The 18607-nt window shown below is 71.1% G+C and carries 14 protein-coding genes; 1 reads left to right on the plus strand and 13 read right to left on the minus strand.

Annotated elements, in window-relative coordinates; genetic code table 11:
* Positions 1-41: 41 nt before the first annotated feature.
* The 13 genes from ABEA10_RS41570 to ABEA10_RS41630 all read right to left on the minus strand — a co-directional run bounded on the left by ABEA10_RS41570 (position 42) and on the right by ABEA10_RS41630 (position 16486).
* Positions 42-638 carry a superoxide dismutase family protein gene (locus ABEA10_RS41570; RefSeq protein WP_345473659.1) on the minus strand — a complete coding sequence of 199 codons (597 nt, stop codon included), beginning with the start codon at positions 636-638 and terminating at the stop codon, positions 42-44.
* 83 nt (positions 639-721) lie between these two features.
* Positions 722-1477 (minus strand): DUF3159 domain-containing protein, encoded by a 756-nt coding sequence (locus tag ABEA10_RS41575; RefSeq protein ID WP_425551027.1) that lies wholly within the window; start codon positions 1475-1477, stop codon positions 722-724.
* A 32-nt stretch (positions 1478-1509) separates the two neighbouring features.
* The gene (locus ABEA10_RS41580; RefSeq protein WP_345473661.1) at positions 1510-1911 is read right to left on the minus strand and encodes an OB-fold nucleic acid binding domain-containing protein; all 402 of its coding nucleotides are present in this window, start codon (positions 1909-1911) and stop codon (positions 1510-1512) included.
* A 54-nt stretch (positions 1912-1965) separates the two neighbouring features.
* Positions 1966-3954: an APC family permease gene (locus ABEA10_RS41585; RefSeq protein ID WP_345473663.1), complete on the minus strand. Its 1989-nt coding sequence runs from the start codon at positions 3952-3954 to the stop codon at positions 1966-1968.
* Between the two features lie 124 nt (positions 3955-4078).
* Positions 4079-4753: a response regulator gene (locus ABEA10_RS41590; protein ID WP_329239972.1), complete on the minus strand. Its 675-nt coding sequence runs from the start codon at positions 4751-4753 to the stop codon at positions 4079-4081.
* 55 nt (positions 4754-4808) lie between these two features.
* The gene (locus ABEA10_RS41595; protein ID WP_345473666.1) at positions 4809-7292 is read right to left on the minus strand and encodes a DUF4118 domain-containing protein; all 2484 of its coding nucleotides are present in this window, start codon (positions 7290-7292) and stop codon (positions 4809-4811) included.
* A gap of 15 nt (positions 7293-7307) precedes the next feature.
* Positions 7308-8417: a hypothetical protein gene (locus tag ABEA10_RS41600; RefSeq protein ID WP_345473667.1), complete on the minus strand. Its 1110-nt coding sequence runs from the start codon at positions 8415-8417 to the stop codon at positions 7308-7310.
* Entirely contained in the window at positions 8414-11008 is a 2595-nt protein-coding gene (locus ABEA10_RS41605) for a sensor histidine kinase (protein WP_345473668.1), read from the minus strand. Before ABEA10_RS41605 ends, ABEA10_RS41600 begins: the two co-directional genes overlap by 4 nt.
* 56 nt (positions 11009-11064) lie before the next feature.
* Positions 11065-11985, minus strand: coding sequence for a potassium-transporting ATPase subunit C (locus tag ABEA10_RS41610; RefSeq protein WP_345473669.1), 921 nt, complete (start codon positions 11983-11985; stop codon positions 11065-11067).
* 2 nt (positions 11986-11987) lie between these two features.
* Positions 11988-14162, minus strand: coding sequence for a potassium-transporting ATPase subunit KdpB (kdpB, locus tag ABEA10_RS41615; RefSeq protein WP_345473671.1), 2175 nt, complete (start codon positions 14160-14162; stop codon positions 11988-11990).
* Entirely contained in the window at positions 14162-15823 is a 1662-nt protein-coding gene (gene kdpA / locus ABEA10_RS41620; protein ID WP_345473673.1) for a potassium-transporting ATPase subunit KdpA, read from the minus strand. Before kdpA ends, kdpB begins: the two co-directional genes overlap by 1 nt.
* Positions 15824-15913: a K(+)-transporting ATPase subunit F gene (gene kdpF, locus ABEA10_RS41625; RefSeq protein ID WP_329239982.1), complete on the minus strand. Its 90-nt coding sequence runs from the start codon at positions 15911-15913 to the stop codon at positions 15824-15826.
* A 129-nt stretch (positions 15914-16042) separates the two neighbouring features.
* A complete protein-coding gene (locus ABEA10_RS41630) occupies positions 16043-16486 on the minus strand; it encodes a hypothetical protein (RefSeq protein WP_345473677.1) in 444 nt (147 codons plus the stop codon).
* A 1558-nt stretch (positions 16487-18044) separates the two neighbouring features.
* Here ABEA10_RS41630 and ABEA10_RS41635 point away from each other — a divergent pair.
* Positions 18045-18458 (plus strand): DUF7144 family membrane protein, encoded by a 414-nt coding sequence (locus ABEA10_RS41635; protein ID WP_345473679.1) that lies wholly within the window; start codon positions 18045-18047, stop codon positions 18456-18458.
* The last annotated feature ends 149 nt before the right edge of the window (positions 18459-18607 follow it).

Here is an 18607-nt window from a genome sequence, read left to right on the forward strand (position 1 = left end):
AGGGCCTGAGCCTGGATGGGGCCGCTCTGGCCGGCTCGGCGCTACGCGCGCCCGGGCCCGTGCTTGGTGATGACGCCGCAGGCGATGCGGGCGCCGGAGTCGCCGGTCTTGAGGGTCTCGGCGTCCGGGCCGGACTTCGCGTAGCGCTTGGGGATGTTGGCCTGGTTGTCCGGTGCCGCGTGAATGATGATCGCGCTGCCGTCGCGGTCGAACAGCCGGCCGGGCCGGAAGCGGTCGGTCGTCACCGTCGCGCTGCCCGTGCCGTCCCCGTTGACCAGCAGGGGCGGCAGGTCGCCCGAGTGCTCCGGGTGGGAGTGGGAGTCCAGGTCGAAGTGGGGGCCCGCGCTGAAGAACGGGCTGCCCGTCGCCGGGTCCTTGGACGCGGGGTCGCAGACGCCCTTCGCGTGGATGTGGAAACCGTGGTACCCCGGCGGCAGGCCCTGTGCCGTGACGGTGATCCTGGTCTTGCCGTCCCGCTCCTCGACGCGGAGGGAGCCGACCTTGTTGCCGTCGGCGTCCTTGATGACGGCCTCGCCACGCTGGTCGGCGGCGGTCAGCCGCTCGGCCACCGCGGCGCCGAGTGCGGTCGCGCCCGCGCCCAGCGCGACGACCGCGAGCAGATGGTATTTGCCTGCCATACGACAGCTCCCGGGTGAAGAGTCCGGATTGCACGCTCCAGACGGACTCCTACCCGCATATGGTCACGCACAGTCACGACTCGTCACGCGGACGATGACGTCGGACGCTCCAGGGGGGTGCGGCCGCGGGCCAGCAGCCAGACCATCACGGCCAGGCCGGCGACCTGCAGCGGCCAGCCCATGAGGACCTTGGCGGCTCCCAGCCACGCCACGTGGCCGGCCAGGTAGAGCGGGTACTGCACCGCGACGCGCACCAGACACGGGATCACCAGCAGCCAGGTGAGCCGGGAGCAGAGCCGGACGATGTCGCGGTCGCGGTGCCAGGCGGTCGGATCGCCCGTGACCGAGCCGATGATGAAGCCGACGAGAGGCCAGCGCACCACGATCGACAGGAGCAGCGCGGCGGCGTAGCCGGCGTTGTAGAGGATGCCCGGCAGGAACGCGTCCTGGGCCTTGCCCGACCGCAGCGCGAACAGGGCCGCGATCGCGATGCCGACGATGCTGTTGAGCACGAACTGCACGGTGGACCGCTGGACCAGGCGCACGAACAACAGCACCACGGCGAGCCCCGCGCCGATGCCGAGCGAGAGCTTCAGCTCCTTGGTCACGATCCAGGAGACGGTGAAGCCGATCGTCGGGATGGCCGCCTCGACGACCCCGCGGGCACCGCCGAGCGCCTTGGAGAGCTGGGCGCGGACGGCCTCTTCGACCGTGTCGTACGCGGCCTTCTCCGGCGCCGCCTCCTCGGGCGCGGCGTCCTCGGGCACCGCGTCTTCGGGCGTGGCCTGCGCGGGCGCCGGGTCCGCAGACCCCGAGTCCCGCCGGGTCGGGTCGTTCACCTGACCTCCTCGCGGGGCGCCCGCATCGTCGATCACGCGCTGCCCCGCAGCTCGTAACGCGGGTTGAACATGACCTTACGACCGTCCTGCACGCTGACGAGACCCTCGGCGCGCACGAGACGGCCCGGCTCGATGCCGGCGATGCGCCGGCGGCCGAGCCAGACGAGATCGATCACGTCGGATCCGTCGTAGAGCTCGGCCTCGAGCGCGGGGGCTCCACCCCGCGGCCGCAGTGTCACAGTGCGTAGCGTACCTGCTACGCAGGCACGCCGACGAGTGGCGCACGCCTTGATGGGGGTGGCGCCCTCGGATCCGCTGGTCTTCTGGAGTTCCTGGGCTTCGAGCTCGGCCTTGCTCGACGTCAGCCGGCGCAGGAACCCGCGCAGGCCCCGTGACCCTGAGTCCTCGTCGCCCGTGCCGGGCACGTCTTCCATGTTTGGCAAGACTAAGCCATCCACCTCAGATTGAAAGCGGCGGAAATAACGACATTACGCCGCACCCGAACGCACCTTCCGCCGCGCCGCGAACCCCGCGTCCTCCGGGCGCCGGGCGAGGGCCGCCTTGGCCGATCCGAGCTGCCACGGAACGCTCGTGACCATGACGCCGGCGCGGAAGAGCAGCCGCGCCTTCAGCCGGAGGGCGCTCTGGTTGTGCAGCAGTTGCTCCCACCAGCGCCCGACGACGTACTCGGGGATGAACACGCACACCACGTCGCGCGGGCTCTTGGTACGTACCCGCCCGACGTAGTCGAGCACCGGCCCGGTGATGTCCCGGTACGGGGAGTCGAGGATCTTCAGTGGTACCGGAATGTCACGTTCGCTCCACTCACGCTCCAGCGTCGCCGCCTCCTCCTCGCTCGTCGCCACCGACAGCGCGGTCAGCGTGTGCGGCCGGGTCGCACGCGCGAACGCCAGCGCCCGCAACGTCGGCGTGTGCAGCTTGGAGACCAGCACGATCGCGTGGATCCGGCTGGGCAGCGGGACGCCCTCCTCGCCCGGCGCGAGCTCGGCGGCCACCCGCCGGTAGTGCCGGTTGATCGCCTTCATCATCAAGAAGACCAGCGGCAGCGTGACGACCACGATCCAGGCGCCGTGCAGGAACTTGGTGAGCAGCACGATCACCAGGACCAGGCCGGTGAGGACCGCGCCGACGAGGTTGATCGCCCGCGACCGGTGGATCGCGCGTCTCCGCGCCGGATCGGCCGTACGGCGCAGCTCGTCGCCCCAGTGCTTGACCATCCCGCTCTGGCTCAGCGTGAACGACACGAACACGCCGATGATGTAGAGCTGGATGAGGCGCGTGGTGCTGGCGTTGAACGCCCAGATCAGCGCGCCGGCGAGCAGCGACAGGATCACGATGCCGTTGCTGAAGACGAGCCGGTCGCCGCGCCGGGCGAACTGGCGCGGCAGGTACCCGTCGCCGCCGAGGATCGAGGCGAGGATCGGGAAGCCGTTGAACGCCGTGTTGGCCGCCAGCACCAGGATCGCGGCGGTGAACGCCTGGATCAGGAAGAACAGGAACGATCCGTGGCCGAACACCGCGCCGCCGAGCTGGGCGACCACCGTCTTCTGCTCGTAGCCGCGCGGGGCGCCGACGAGCTGCGCCGGATCCTCGGCGATGTGCACGTGGGCGATCGAGGCGAGCGCGGTGATGCCGCCGAACATCGTCACCGCGAGCAGGCCCATGACCGTCAGGGTGGTGGCGGCGTTCCTGCTCTTGGGCGGCTTGAAGTTCGGCACGCCGTTGCTGACCGCCTCGACGCCGGTCAGCGCCGTACAGCCCTGTGCGAAGGCGCGCAGGGCCAGCAGCAGCGCGGCGGCCCCGGCCGTCCCGTGCGAGGCGTGGACGGTCAGCGACGCCGACTCGGCGGACGGCGCGTGCCCGAGCGCGGCACGTACGAGCCCGGCGCCCACCATGACGAACACGCTGGCCACGAAGCCGTACGTAGGGATCGCGAAGGCGCGGCCGGACTCCTTGACGCCGCGCAGGTTCATCACCGCGATCACCGCGATCAGGCTGAGCGCGATGCCCACCGCGTGCGGGGCCAGCACGGGGATGGCCGAGACGACGTTGGCGACGCCCGCGGCGACCGAGACCGCGACGGTCATCACGTAGTCGATCAGCAGCGCGCTCGCCGCGATCAGCGAGGCGTTCTCGCCGAGGTTGGCCCGGCTGACCGCGTACGCCCCGCCGCCGCCCGGATAGGCGTGGCACGTCTGCCGGTACGACGCCACCACCACGAGCAGCAGGAACACGACACCGGCGCCCACCCACCACGACAGGGTGAGCATGGCCAGCCCGCCGAGGCTGAGCGCGAGCAGGATCTCCTCCGTCGCGTACGCCACGGACGACAGGGGGTCGCTGCAGAAGACCGGCAGGGCCAGCTTCTTGGGCAGGAGTGTCTCCCCCATCTGCCCGGTGCGGAGCGGACGGCCCACGAGGACCCGCTTGGGGGCGTGGAGGACGGCTTGCTTCACAATCGCCAGCAAATACGGCGAAGGGGTCGTGTTCGGGCATCCCTAACGCCGCCTTAACGGCGCTCCCCGCGTTCTTAACGCATCCCTAACGCGCGCGTTCTCAGGCGTCACTGTGCCCCGGGACTCATCGCTCGAAGCGGTACCCCATGCCCGGCTCGGTGATCAGGTGCCGGGGGCGGGAGGGGTCGGCCTCCAGCTTGCGGCGCAGCTGGGCGAGGTAGACCCGCAGGTACCCGGTCTCGTTAGCGTACGAGGGCCCCCACACCTCACGGAGGAGCTGCTGCTGGCTCACCAGGCGTCCCGCGTTGCGGACCAGGACCTCCAGGACGTGCCACTCGGTCGGCGTCAGGCGCACGTCGGAGCCGTCGCGGGTGGCCTTCTTGGCCGCCAGGTCGACGGTGAAGTCCTCGGTGACGACCACGGCGTCCTCCTCGGGCGGCTGGGAACGGCGTACGGCGGCGCGCAGCCGGGCCAGCAGTTCGTCCATGCCGAACGGCTTGGTCACGTAGTCGTCCGCGCCGACGTCGAGCGTCTCGACCTTCTCCTCCGAGGCGTGCCGCGCGGTCAGCACGATGATCGGCACGCTGCTCCAGCCGCGCAGGCCCTTTATCACCTCGGCGCCCTCCATGTCGGGCAGGCCGAGGTCCAGGACGATCACGTCGGGGTGCCGGCGTGCGGCCAGGTCCAGGGCGGTACGGCCGTCCGGCGCGGCGTCCACCTCGTAGCCGCGGGCGCGCAGGTTGATGCGCAGCGCACGGACGATCTGCGGCTCATCGTCCACCACCAGCACCCGAGTCATGAGCCCTCCTTCGTCGGCGGAGTGACCGGGAGGCCCGGCTCATCGGCTCCCGCGCTCACGGGCCCTCCTTGGTCGGCAGTGTGAAGATCATGGTCAGCCCGCCTCCCGGGGTGTCCTCGGCGTGCAGGTCGCCGCCGATCGCCTCGGCGAAGCCGCGCGCCACGGCGAGGCCCAGGCCGACGCCGTCTCCGCGCGGACGGTCGCCGAGCCGCTGGAACGGCTCGAACATCTGGCTCTTGGCCGAGTCCGGCACGCCCGGCCCGCGGTCGGTGATCCTCAGTTCGACCATGCCGCCGTGCTCGCTCGCCGAGATCCGCACCGGTTCGTCGCCGCCGTGCCGTACGGCGTTCTCCACCACGTTGGCCAGGGACCGCTCCAGCAGGCCCGGGTCGGTCAGGACCGGCGGGAGATCCTCCGGAACCTCGATCTTCACCTGGTCGCCCGGCACGTTGGCCAGCGAGGGCACGAGCACCTCATCGATCGACATCGGACGGGTGAGCGGCCGCACCGCCCCGGTCTGCAGGCGGCTCATGTCGAGCAGGTTGGCGACCAGGCGGTCGAGGCGGTCGGCCGACTCCTCGATCGTGGCGAGGAGCTCGGCCTCGTCGGCGGGGTCCCACTGGACGTCGTCCGACCGCAGGCTGCTGACACCGGCCTTGATCGAGGCGAGCGGCGTGCGCAGGTCGTGGGAGACCGCGGCGAGCAGGGCGGTACGGATCTTGTTGCCCTCGGCGAGGCTGCGGGCCTGGCGCGCCTGGTCGGCGAGCCGCTGCCGGTCGAGCGCCGCGGCGGCCTGGTAGGCGAAGGCGGCCAGGACGCGGCGGTCCGCGGCGGGTAGCACCCGGCCGCGCAGCGCCAGCGTCAGGACGTCGCTGACCTGCACGCGGACGTCGGCATCATCCGGCCGCCCGCAGGGATCGGCGCCGGCCGAGGCGATCGGCCCCCAGGTGTCACCGGTCCGCTCCAAGAGGGACACCGAGGCCAGCCCGAACGTCTCCCGCACGCGTTCGAGCAGCTCGGGCAGGGCGTCCTCACCCCGCAGCACGCTCGTCGCGAGCATGCTCAGGGTGGTCGCCTCCGAGCGCGCCCGCGCGGCCTGCGAGCTGCGGCGGGCGGCGAGGTCGACCACGGTGGCCACGGCGACCGCCACCGCCACGAAGACGAGCAGCGCGAAGCCGTTCTCCAGCTCGGCGACCGTCAGCGTGTGCAGCGGCGGCGTGAAGAACCAGTTGAGCAGCAGGAAGCCCGCCACGGCCGCCACGATCGCCGGCCACAGGCCGCCGACCAGGGCCACGCCGACGGTCAGGGCGAGGAAGAACAGCAGCTCGGTGGGCAGGCCCAGCCGGGCCCCCGGGAGCGACAGCACGCCGGTGAGCACCGGCGGCCCGCACACGGCCAGCAGCCAGCCCGTGGTCAGCCGCCGGTGCCCCAGCGAGGTGCGGGCGACCGTCGTCAGACCGCGGCCCTTGCCGGCGTAGTCGTGCGTGACGATGTGCACGTCGACGTCGCCGGACCGGTCCGCCACGGTCGCGCCGACGCCGGGGCCGGAGATGTACTGCCACCGGCTCCGGCGGCTGGACCCGAGCACGATCTGGGTGGCGTTCACCGCCTGCGCGAACTCGATCAGCGCTCCGGGCACGTCGTCCCCGGTCACCTGGTGGTACGAGCCGCCCATTCCCTCGACCAGGGCCCGCTGGCGTGCCAGGGCCTCGGGCGAGCCGTCCGCGAGCCGGGCCGGGCGGTCGTTCAGCCGGGCGACGTGCACCGCGACCAGGTCGCCGCGGCCGGCGCGGGCGGCGATCCGCGCGGCGCGCCGGATGAGCGTGTCGCCCTCCGGCCCGCCGGTCAACCCGACGACGACCCGCTCGCGGGCCTCCCAGGTCCGCGTGATGCCCTTCTCGTCGCGATAGCGCGCGAGGGCGTCATCGACGCGGTCGGCGACCCACAGCAGGGCCAGCTCGCGCAGCGCGGTCAGGTTGCCGACGCGGAAGTAGTCGGCCAGCGCGGCGTCGACCCGCTCGGGCGGGTAGACGTCGCCGTGCGCGAGGCGGCGGCGCAGCGACTCCGGTGAGATGTCGACCAGCTCGATCTGGTCGGCCCGGCGGACGACCCCGTCGGGCACCGTCTCGCGCCGGCGCACCCCCGTGATCCGCTCGACCACGTCGGCCAGCGACTCCAGGTGCTCGACGTTGACGGTCGAGACCACGTCGATGCCGGCGGCGAGGATCTCCTCGACGTCCTGCCAGCGCTTGGCGTTGCGCGCGCCGGGCGCGTTGGTGTGCGCGATCTCGTCGACGAAGGCGACCTGGGGGGCCCGCGCGATCACCGCGTCGACGTCCATCTCTCCCTGCCGTGGCGGCACGATCTCCAGACCGTCCAGCAGTGCGGCGGTGCGGGGACGCCCGTGGGGATCGGCGAAGCCGACGACCAGGTCGGTGCCGCGCTCCCGGCGCCGTGCCGCCTCGCCGAGCATCGCGTACGTCTTGCCGACGCCGGGCGCCGAGCCGAAGTAGATCTTCAGCCTGCCTCGCCCCGTCATCGCACTCACCCCCCACTACGCATTGTGTCCCCGCAGGCGGGCCGATCCGTCATCGAGGCGGAAGCGCAGGCGGCAGACCACGGCGTCGGTGTCGCGGCGCAGGGCGTGGGCGAGCACGGCCCCGCGCTGGTTCTGCAGGACCCGCTGCCAGAGGTGGGCGGGCTCGACCTCGGGGATCAGGACGAAGACGTGCGGCTCGCCGACGCCCCGCACGTACTCCACGATCGGATGCACGAGCCGGCGGTGCCGGTCGTTCACCAGGGCGAGGCCGGCGTCGGGCGCCCAGCGCTCCCACGCCCCGATGAACCTCGTGGTCTCCTCCGGCTCGTCCGGGTGGACGACCCGGACGGCGACGACCCTGTCGCCGAGGGACATTGCGGCCGAGATCGCCTCCTGGGTCAGCCGGTTCACGACGAACACACCGATGGCGAACAGCGGCACGAGGGTGTTCATGGCGCCGCCCGTACCGACGATCAGGAGGGCGGCGGTGACGGTGAGGAAGAGGATGCCGTAGCGGTGCACCTGGCGTTCGGCCCGCAGCGCGAACAGGTGCGGCAGGTTGTTGTCGCGGGCGAGCAGGTGCGTCAGGACGGGCATGCCGCCGAAGGAGGTGTTGGCGGCCGGCGCCAGCAGCACGACGGTGGCGAGCTGGACGACGTAGTAGGCGGTGATCAGGGCGAGCGCCCCGAGGCACAGCCGGACCGTGTACGGCAGCAGGCCCGGCATCGCCGAGGTGAGCGCGGCCACGCCCGCCGCGATCGACACGGCGACGTTGAGCACGTAGTCGACGACCAGCGACGCGGCGGCGACCAGCGAGGCACGCGGGCCGAGGTAGGTCCTGGCCACGCCGTACGCGCCGCCGCCCTGCGGGAAGGCCGCGATCACCTGCCGGTACGACAGCGTGAGCACGCCGAGCAGGGCCGCGATCGCGAGCGTGACCGGGACCGTGTAGCCGAGCGCCGCTCCCCCGCCGGCGGCCAGCACGATGACGATCGCCTCCGGCCCGTACGCCACCGAGGCCATGGCGTCGAGGGAGAGCGCGGCCAGGCCGCCGAGCACGGACAGGCGGTGCCGCTCCCCCATCTCGTCCGTCTCGCCGCGCCGCGCGGGCAGGACCCCGGTCACGCGCCGGGTCGCCTCTCCCGTACGGCGTCCAGGTGGGAGGTCAGGACGGGGTCGGCCAGGTCCGGCGTGTACGCGGGCAGCGTGACGATCATGGTCAGGCCGCCGCCCGGCGTGTCGTCGGGGTCGAGCGTGCCGCCCATGGCCTCCACGAGGCCGCGCGACAGGGCCAGCCCCAGGCCGACGCCGGTGTCGTTGTCGTGGTCGCCGAGCCGCTGGAACGGCAGGAAGACCCGGCCGCGGTCGGCGTCGGGGATGCCCGGCCCGCGGTCGATCACGCGCAGCTCGACCCGGTCGGCGAGCGCGCTGGCCGCCACGAGGACGGGCCGGCCGGGCGGCGCGTACCGGACCGCGTTGGCGACCAGGTTCACCAGGACCCGTTCGAGCAGCGCCGGGTCGGCGAGCGCGTCGGGCAGCCCGGCGGGGATCCGCACCCGTACGCCCTCGCCGGCCGGGCCCACGCCGGCGACGGCGCGCGGCACGATCTCCTCGGCGGCGACCGGCTGGGCCGCGACGCCGAGCAGGCCGGCCTGCAGCCGGCTCATGTCCAGGAGGTTGGCCACGAGCCGGGCGAGGCGCTCCAGCGACTCGTCCGCGGTGGCGAGCAGTTCGTCGCGCTCGCCCGCGGTCCAGGCCACGTCGCCGGTGCGCAGGCTCTCCACCGCGGCCTTGGCCGACGACAGCGGCGAGCGCAGGTCGTGGCTGACGGCGGCGAGCAGGGCGGAGCGCATCCGGTCGGCGGCGGCGAGCGGGCGCGCCTGCTCGGCCTCCTCGGCGAGCCGGTGCTGGCGCAGCGCCAGCCCGGCCTGCGCGGCGAACGCCTCCAGCACGCGCTGGTCGGCCGCCGACGGCGTACGGCCCCGCAGCACGAGGCTGAGGTCGTCGTCGACGGCGACCTCGGCGGCGCCCTCGTCCGGGCTGCGGCAGGGGTCGCCGCCGACGGTCGCCGCGATCCGCCAGCAGCCCGGATCGCCCTGGCGGCCCGGCGTCATCGGGGCGTCGGGACGCCGTTCGAGCAGGGTCACCGAGTCCAGCCCGAAGGCGACGCGCAGGCGTTCGAGCAGGTCGCCGGGGGTGCTCTCGCCGCGCAGCACGCTGCCCGCGAGATTGGAGACCATCGCGGCGTCCGCGCCGGCGCGAGCCGCCTCGCGGGTGCGCCGGGCGGCGGAGTCGACCACCACGCTCACCGCGACCGCCACGAGGACGAACGCGGCGAGCGCGAGCGCGTTCTCCCACTCGCCGATGGTGAACCGGTGGATCGGCGGGGTGAAGTAGTAGTTGAGCAGCAGTGAGCCGGACACGGCGGCGAACAGCGCCGCGTACCGGCCCCCGGCCAGGGCCACCGCGACCACCGCCACGAGGAACAGCAGGATGTCGCTGGCGAGGGAGAGCCGTCCGCGCAGGTTCGCCAGCAGGAGGGTGAGCAGCGGCAGCCCGGCCACGGCCAGCCCGAACCCCACGCCCTGCCGGGTCCACGTCAGGCCGCCGCCGCGCGGCGACCGGCGGCGCCCCCGGCCGGCCTCCTCGTGCGTGACCATGTGCACGTCGATCGCGCCGGACATCGCGGTCGTGGTCACCCCGACGCCGCGCGAGAGGATCTGGGCGAACCGGCCCCGGCGGGAGGCGCCGAGCACGAGCTGGGTCGCGTTCACCCCGCGCGCGAAGTCGAGCAGCGCCTGCGGGATGTCGTCCCCGACGACCTGGTGGTACGTGCCGCCGAGGCTCTCCACGAGGGCGCGCCGGCGGGCGAGTTCGGCCGGGCTCGCGCCGGTGAGCCCGTCGCCGGCGGTCACGTGCACGGCGAACAGGTCCGCCCCCTTGGCCCGGTCGGCGATCCGCGCCGCTCGGCGGATCAGCGTGTCGCCCTCCGGCCCGCCGGTCAGCGCGACGACGACGCGCTCGCGGGCCTCCCAGGTGCGGCTGATGCGGTGGTCGGCGCGGTAGCGGTCGAGCTGGTCGTCGACCTTGTCGGCCAGCCAGAGCAGGGCCAGCTCGCGCAGCGCCGTGAGGTTGCCGACGCGGAAGTAGTTCGACAGCGCGGCGTCGATCTTCTCGGCCTGGTAGACGTTGCCGTGCGCCATCCGGCGGCGCAGCGCTTCCGGCGTCATGTCGACGAGCTCGACCTGGTCGGCCCGGCGCACGACCTCGTCGGGCACGGTCTCGCGCTGCGGCACGCCGGTGATCTGCTCGACGACGTCGTTCAGCGAGTCGAGGTGCTGGATGTTCACCGTGGTGATCACGGTGATGCCGGCCGCGAGGATCTCCTCGATGTCCTGCCAGCGCTTGGTGTTCCGCGAGCCGGGGACGTTGGTGTGCGCCAGCTCGTCGATCAGCGCCACGCGCGGGGCCCGGGCGATGACGGCGTCCACGTCGAGCTCGGTGAAGTTCGCGCCGCGGTACTCCATCGTCTTGCGGGGCACCGTCTCCAGCCCCTCCACCAGCTCGACCGTCCGGGGACGGCCGTGGCACTCCACGAACCCGATCACCACGTCGGTGCCGCGTTCGCGCCGGCGCCGGCCCTCGCCGAGCATGGCGTAGGTCTTGCCCACGCCGGGGGCGGCCCCCAGGTACACGCGCAGCCGCCCGCGTGCCATGGTCGCATCCCTCCTTCGGTGAGACGCGGCGCGCCCAGGCGCGCCGCGCCCCGGTCTCAAGCGCGGTACGGATACTTCTGGTCGAGCTCGGCGTTGAGCGTGAGGACGTCGACGCGGGGCTCGCCGAGGAAGCCGAGCGTCCGGCCGTCCTCGTTGTGCTCGATCACCTGGAGCACCTGCCGCTCGGGCACGCCGCGCGTTTGGGCGATCCGCGGGGCCTGGAGCCGCGCGTACGCCGGTGAGATGTGCGGGTCCAGGCCGCTGCCGCCCGCGGTCACCGCGTCGGCGGGCACCGCCGGGTGGGCCGGCGCGCCGCCGCGGACCGGCACGACCTCGCCCTTCGCGTAGTCCTCACCGTACGTCGCGCACTCGACGCGCACCCCGGCGTACGCGGCGACGAACGGCTTGGCGACCACGCCGCACTCCTCGTTGAGGCTGACGACCCGGGCCGGGTGCGTCACGTGGCCCTGGCGGTCGCGCGGGCCGATGAGGGCGAGGACCGCGCCGACGCCGCCGGGGGTGCAGAACGGCCGGGCGCCGCTGACGCCCTCCAGCTCGCCCACGGCCTTGCTGCGGGCGCAGACCTGGGTGAGCAGGCTGATCCTGGCGTTCTCGTCCTCCTTGCCGGCCTTGACGAGCGCCGGGTCCGGGAGGGTGTCCACGACGTCCTCCGGGCCCAGATTGCTCGCACCGGTCGACCTGGGGTCGTAGCCGTCGCCGGCGTTCGAGGGACGGCTCTGGAAGTACTGCTTCAGCGGGTCGCCGTTCGCGTCGGTGAAGGCCTGGCCGACGATCCGGCTGCCGACGACCCTGCCGTCGGCGGTCCGGACCATCGAGCCCTCCGCCCTGTGGTGCAGGCCCGGGAGGAACGCCACGGCCCAGATGGCGACCGGGTAACCGATCCCGAGGATCACGGTGAGGACGAGGAGGGCCCGGAGAGCCGCCAGGTGCCGGCGTACAGGGCTGGGGAGTCGCATGGTCACATTCCCGGCAGGTACTGGATGAGCAGGTCGATGAGCTTGATGCCGACGAACGGCGCGACGATGCCGCCCACGCCGTACAGGCAGAGGTTGCGCGACAGCAGCTTCGAGGCGCTGGAGGGGCGGTACTTCACGCCGCGCAGGGCCAGCGGGATCAGCAGCACGATGATGATCGCGTTGAAGACGACCGCGGACAGGATCGCCGACTGCGGGCTGGAGAGCCGCATGACGTTGAGCCGGTCCAGGCCCGGGTAGACCGCGGCGAACATCGCCGGGATGATCGCGAAGTACTTGGCGATGTCGTTGGCGATGGAGAACGTCGTCAGCGCGCCCCGGGTGATCAGCAGCTGCTTGCCGATCTCCACGATCTCGATGAGCTTCGTGGGGTTGGAGTCGAGGTCGACCATGTTGCCGGCCTCCTTGGCGGCCGACGTGCCGGTGTTCATGGCGACGCCGACGTCGGCCTGCGCGAGCGCGGGGGCGTCGTTGGTGCCGTCGCCGGTCATGGCGACGAGCTTGCCGCCCTCCTGCTCCCTTTTGATCAGCGCCATCTTGTCCTCGGGCTTGGCCTCGGCGAGGAAGTCGTCGACGCCGGCCTCGTCCGCGATGGCCTTCGCGGTGAGCGGGTTGTCGCCCGTGATCATCACGGTGCGGATGCCCATGCGGCGCATCTCGTCGAAGCGCTCGCGCATGCCGGCCTTGACGACGTCCTTGAGGTGGATGGCGCCGAGCACGTGCGCGGTCGTTCTCCCGTACTCCTCGACGACCTCGCCGACCACCAGCGGTGTCCCGCCGCCGGCCGAGATGCCGTCGACGATGTGGCCGACCTCGTCCGTGGGGTGCCCGCCGTTGTCGCGGACCCACTTCATCACCGCCGTGGCGGCGCCCTTGCGCAGGGACCGGTGGCCGCCGTTCCCGGTCGCCAGGTCGACGCCGGACATCCGGGTCTGGGCGGTGAACTCGATCCAGCTCGCGTGGCCGAGCTCGCCCGGCGTACGCTCCCGCAGCCCGTACCCGGTCTTGGCGAACACCACGATCGAGCGGCCCTCGGGCGTCTCGTCCGCGAGGCTGGACAGCTGGGCCGCGTCGGCGAGCCGGTCCGCGGTCACGCCGTCGACCGGGGTGAACTCCGCGGCCTGCCGGTTGCCGAGCGTGATGGTGCCGGTCTTGTCCAGCAGCAGGGTGTTCACGTCGCCGGCCGCCTCGACCGCCCGGCCGCTCATCGCGAGGACGTTCCGCTGGACCAGCCGGTCCATGCCGGCGATGCCGATCGCACTCAGCAGCGCGCCGATCGTCGTGGGGATCAGGCAGACCAGCAGCGAGACCAGGACGATGCCGGTCACGCCGTGGGCGTTCAGGGCCGGGGAGTCCGGCACGCCCGGCCGGGTCGCCTTGCTGAAGATCGCCAGCGGCTGCAGCGTGGCCACCGCCATCACGAAGATGATCGTCAGCGAGGCGAGCAGGATGTTGAGGGCGACCTCGTTCGGCGTCTTCTGCCGGTTCGCCCCCTCGACCAGCCCGATCATCTTGTCGATGAAGCTCTCCCCCGGCCGCTGGGTGATCTTTACGACGATCCGGTCGGACAGCACCTTCGTGCCGCCGGTGACCGCGCTGCGGTCGCCGCCCGACTCGCGGATGACCGGGGCCGACTCACCGGTGATGGCCGACTCGTCCACGCTGGCGATGCCCTCGACGACGTCGCCGTCACCGGGGATGATCTGGCCCGCCTCGACCACCACGTGGTCGCCCTGCCGCAGCTCGGGCGCCGGGACGGGCTCCTCCTCGCCCGCCCGGCCCGGGGCCCAGCCGGTCAGGCGGCGTGCCATCGTGTCGGTCTTGGCCCGGCGCAGCGCGTCGGCCTGGGCTTTTCCCCGCCCCTCCGCGACCGCCTCGGCGAGGTTCGCGAAGATCACCGTCAGCCAGAGCCAGACCACGATCAGCCAGCCGAACCAGGTCGGGTCGGTGATCGCCAGCACGGTGCTCCACACCGCGCCGATCTCGACGATGAACATGACGGGGTTGCGCCACATGGTGCGCGGGTCGAGCTTGCGCACCGCGTTCGGGAGCGACCGCACGAGCTGCGCGGGGTCCAGCAGCCCGCCCTGGACCCGGTGCGGCTGCGCCGGTGGCGGCTCGGGGGCGGGCGTCTGCGGTTCGGCGACTTGGGTGGACATCAGTGGATTCCTTCGGCCAACGGCCCGAGCGCGAGCGCCGGGAGGAACGTGAGAGCGACGAGGACGACCGTGACGCCCGCGACCATGGCCACGAACTGCGGCCGGTGCGTGGGCAGCGTGCCCTCCGACGCGGGGGTCAGGCCCTGCTTCGCCAGCGACCCGGCCAGCGCCAGGACGAAGATCATCGGCAGGAATCGCCCGAAGACCATCGCGAGTCCGAGGGCGGTGTCGTACCAGGGCGTGTTGACGGTGAGGCCGGCGAACGCCGACCCGTTGTTGTTCGAGGCGGAGGTGAAGGCGTACAGCACCTCGGACAGACCGTGCGGGCCGCCGTTCAGCATCCCCGCGCGCTCGCCGGGGAGGGCCATCGCGAAGGCGGTGCCGACGAGCACGCAGACCGGCGTGACCAGGAAGTACGTCGCGGCGAACTTGATCTCACGGCTGCCGATCCTCTTGCCGAGGTACTCCGGCGTGCGGCCGACCATCAGGCCGGCGACGAACACCGTGATCACGGCCAGGATGAGCATGCCGTACAGGCCCGAGCCCGTGCCGCCGGGCGCGACCTCGCCCAGCATCATGTTGAACATCGTCATCATGCCGCCGAGGCTGGTGTAGGAGTCGTGGAAGGAGTCGACGGCTCCGGTGGAGGTCAGCGTGGTCGCGTCGGCGAACGTCGCGGAGTTCGCCACGCCGAACCTCGTCTCGACGCCCTCCATGGACGAGCCGATCGCCGTCGGCACGGTGCCGTGGTGCGCGAGCTGGAACCACATGATCAGCGACATGCTGACGACCGCCAGCGCGCCCATCACCGAGACGATCGCGTAGCCCTGCCTGTTGCTGCCGACCATCCGGCCGAACGTCCGGGGCAGGCTGAAGCCGATCACCAGGATCAGGAAGATCTCGATCCAGTTCGTCCAGGTCGCCGGGTTCTCGAACGGGTGGGCGGAGTTGGCGTTGTAGAAGCCGCCGCCGTTCGTGCCGAGCTCCTTGATGACCTCCTGCGAGGCCACCGGACCGCCGGTGATCGTCTGCTTGGCGCCGGTGAGGGTCTGGATCGTGTGCGGGTCGTGGAAGTTCTGCACGGCGCCGCCCGCGACCAGCACGATCGCGCCGACGACGGCGATCGGCAGCAGGATGCGCAGGTTGGCCCGTACGAGGTCCACCCAGAAGTTGCCGAGGTGCTCGGTCCGCTTGCGGGCGAACCCGCGGACCAGGGCGATCGCGACGGCGATGCCGACGGCGGCCGAGACGAAGTTCTGCACCGCCAGCCCGGCCATCTGCACCAGATGGCCCATGGTCGACTCGCCGGAGTAGGACTGCCAGTTCGTGTTGGTGGTGAAGCTGATCGCGGTGTTCCAGGCCTGGTGCGCCACGACCGGCTTGAAGCCGAGGCTCAGCATGAGATGGTTCTGCACGCGCTGCAGGACGTACAGGAACAGGATGGAGACGACCGAGAAGGCCAGCACTCCACGGGCGTACACGCCCCAGGTCTGCTCGGCGTCGGGCCGTACGCCGATCAGCCGGTAGATCAGCTTCTCGGCGCGCGCGTGCCTGGTGCCGGTGAACACCCGGTACATGTGGTCGCCCAGCGGCCGGTACGCGACGGCCAGAGCGAGGACGAGGGATCCGGCGAAACAGATCCCCGCGGTCGTGGTGCTCATCTAGAAGCGCTCCGGGAACAGTAGGGCGACGATCATGAAGACGAACAGCGCGACGGACAGGACGAGCCCGATCAGGTTCTCCGCGGTCATCGCGCCGCCACCGTGTGCGATCGGTTCAGGTCGCGGCTCATGAGTCTCACAGCCGCTCCACCGCCTTCACGACCAGGGTGAACAGCGCGAAGATCGCCACTGTCAGCACGACGTAGACCAGGTCGGCCATCACTCGGTTCCTCTGTCGGATGTACGGGGTGCGGCCTCTTCGCGCCCGATCGCGGGGACGTCCTCGGGCTTCGGCGCGGTCGCGTGAAACTCGGCCCAGAGCGGGTCCGTGCGCCGGCGCCGGCCGTACGCCTCGGCGAGCACGCGCACCGAGGCCACCAGAACACCGGCGAGCACGAGCACCCCGGCGCGCGCGGCGTCGCCGCTCCCGGTTATCTCGATGTCGCCGAAGTGGTGCACGTCGAAGCCGGTGACGCACAGCCAGGCGACGGCGCCGACACCGGCACCCGCGACCGGCGGACTCGGCCATGCCCAGGCCGCGACCGCCAGGGTCACGGCACCGAACGCCACCTGCCACGGCAGCCGATCCAGCACGACGGCAAGCGCGAACACACTCGCACTGCCACCCGCGAGCGGCCACGCGGAACATTCGAGGCGCGTCATCGCACCCTCCTGGACGTGACGATGGACATGCCGCCCATCGGTCCCCTCATCGGGGGGCTAAGCCAGGAGTTAACTGCTGAAATAGGCCGCTAAGACGGTCGTTGACACTCTCTTAGCGCCGCCCCTCGCCCCCTTAACGCCCTTTTAACGGCATGGGCACCGGCCCGCCGACCTCGGAAGGGCACGGTGCCTTGTGGGGAATTCAGCACAGTGAAGCGTCGCGGGCGGCTAGTACTTCAGCCGTGTTCAATGATCGATGAGGCGTTGCCGGCGGTGGTAGTGGCAGCGGCGGGTACGGGCTTGGTGGCGGCGTCGCCGGCGCGGTGAGGAATGTCAGGCGGGTGTGGGCGACCCCCGGTGACCCACCCGAGCGACAGCAGCCGCTCGCCCGCCTGCCGGCACAGCGCATCCCGCACCAGGCACAGCGATGGCCGTCTCACGTCGGCCATCACCAGCCCAAGATCTCCAAGTTGCGGCTGGAGCACCAGGTCGGAGATCCTCTCTCACCTCGGATGGCGCCGCAGTGGCTGGAACGGTGCGCCGACCTGCCGGTTCACGAACTACAACTTCGGATTCCCCCCACCTGCCTGCGGACCGGATCAGTTCGCGGGTGTCGCCGAATCTTGTTGTTCGCGCGGGCGCGATCTTGGGCGCCCTGAACTCCGCGCGGCGGTGCACGCTTGTGACTAACCTCACGCTTTCATCTGAGGCGGGCAGTGTCTGATCGTTGACATGAGAAAAGCGACTCTGGCCTGGAAAGATCGGGATTGCAAAGTCACGATGCAGCCCATGCCGGGAACGCACTTTTCGGGGGAAAAAATCGGCCGGAAAGCCAAGGTCGTTGTGTCATCGGACGGTACTGGCATCGTCTGCCAGGCGGCGGCCTGCTGTTGCTGAAGACCTGCGGGCGACCGGCCCGGAGCAGGGCTTGTAGGCGGTGTTGCAGCGGTTGGCGGTCGCCGCGGGCGGTTGCATGATCCGACCAGCCAGGACGGCGTTGGGATCCCGAACGGCTACGCCTTCGCCTTTTCTCTGCCGCCGGACGCCTGGTCAAGGACGGACGACGCTCCGTCTGTCCCGCCTGGCCGTGGGCCGACCTGATCGACTCGGCGATCGCCTCTCTACAGGCGCTACCAGCGCAGTGACCAGCCTCAACGTCCCAACAACCCCAGGAAGGAAACACCTCGGACCCCGGAACCCCGCCTACCCGGCGCGACAGCTGGGCCACCAGCACGACTAACCCACTGAAAACAAGGGCCCGTCGGGACGCTACGTGACCAACCGGACTCACGAAACATCGAGGCTAGTGATCCCGAAGACGCGCACCTGGATCGGCGAGCATTTCGGAGCATCTGACACGGTGCCCAGCTACCGAGCGATTTTCGAACGGCGTCACGATCTTGCCCGCGGTGGCCGCGCCGCTGGTCGGCTGCCCGCGGATCGTCTCGATGTGTCAAGACCATCCCATGGAATCGGCTATCTAATGACTGGTGCCGTTTAGGGCGGACAGCGGGCAGGGAACGGGGTTGCTGTACAGGCCTGTCGACGGAGGGCTGCCATGCCGGGTACTGCCGGAGGTCACACTTCCCGCGAACCGCTCACATCGGGCTTGTTGTCATTCGCCGGTTTTCTGATTGGGATAGTTGGCTTCTTCAACATAGTGGATGGCCTTACCTCTTTGACTAAGAGGACCCTCTATCTGGTCCCATCGAGCAAGCTACTCATCTTTGATTTCACTGCCTGGGGCTGGATCTGGATCATTATGGGAATCTTGCAGATCTTCGTCGGTGTTTCTATTTTTACAAGACGAGCGTGGGCGAGAACGGCAGGAATCGCACTCATGCTGCTTGCCATCGCCGGCCAGTTCGCCTTTATGAACGCATTCCCGCTGTGGTCGATAGTCATAATCGCCGTGTCTCTTGTGGCTATCTATCTATTGATGGTTCCGACGCCAGGTTCGCTCGCACACTGACCGGAATGTCGGCAGAGTATCAACACTCGATCGTCCCAATATAGTTCGTAATAAGCCCGGGACAGATGAACAGCCGAGCATGTTCCCCCCGTTGGTCCTGATCGACTCCGCTGCGGAATCGGCATGCGCAGCCGCTTTGGCGCTACGGC

Source organism: Actinoallomurus oryzae (genome assembly GCF_039541955.1).
In the GTDB taxonomy this organism is placed as follows: Bacteria; Actinomycetota; Actinomycetes; order Streptosporangiales; family Streptosporangiaceae; genus Actinoallomurus; species Actinoallomurus oryzae.

Bases quoted from the DNA above. Each gene is read 5' to 3' on its own strand.
- ABEA10_RS41580 (WP_345473661.1), bottom strand. From the start codon at position 1,911: ATGGAAGACGTGCCCGGCACGGGCGACGAGGACTCAGGGTCACGGGGC.
- ABEA10_RS41610 (WP_345473669.1), bottom strand. From the start codon at position 11,985: ATGCGACTCCCCAGCCCTGTACGCCGGCACCTGGCGGCTCTCCGGGCC.
- ABEA10_RS41595 (WP_345473666.1), bottom strand. From the start codon at position 7,292: ATGACGGGGCGAGGCAGGCTGAAGATCTACTTCGGCTCGGCGCCCGGC.
- ABEA10_RS41590 (WP_329239972.1), bottom strand. From the start codon at position 4,753: ATGACTCGGGTGCTGGTGGTGGACGATGAGCCGCAGATCGTCCGTGCG.
- ABEA10_RS41605 (WP_345473668.1), bottom strand. From the start codon at position 11,008: ATGGCACGCGGGCGGCTGCGCGTGTACCTGGGGGCCGCCCCCGGCGTG.
- ABEA10_RS41570 (WP_345473659.1), bottom strand. From the start codon at position 638: ATGGCAGGCAAATACCATCTGCTCGCGGTCGTCGCGCTGGGCGCGGGC.
- kdpA (WP_345473673.1), bottom strand. From the start codon at position 15,823: ATGAGCACCACGACCGCGGGGATCTGTTTCGCCGGATCCCTCGTCCTC.
- kdpB (WP_345473671.1), bottom strand. From the start codon at position 14,162: ATGTCCACCCAAGTCGCCGAACCGCAGACGCCCGCCCCCGAGCCGCCA.
- ABEA10_RS41630 (WP_345473677.1), bottom strand. From the start codon at position 16,486: ATGACGCGCCTCGAATGTTCCGCGTGGCCGCTCGCGGGTGGCAGTGCG.
- kdpF (WP_329239982.1), bottom strand. From the start codon at position 15,913: ATGACCGCGGAGAACCTGATCGGGCTCGTCCTGTCCGTCGCGCTGTTC.
- ABEA10_RS41635 (WP_345473679.1), top strand. From the start codon at position 18,045: ATGCCGGGTACTGCCGGAGGTCACACTTCCCGCGAACCGCTCACATCG.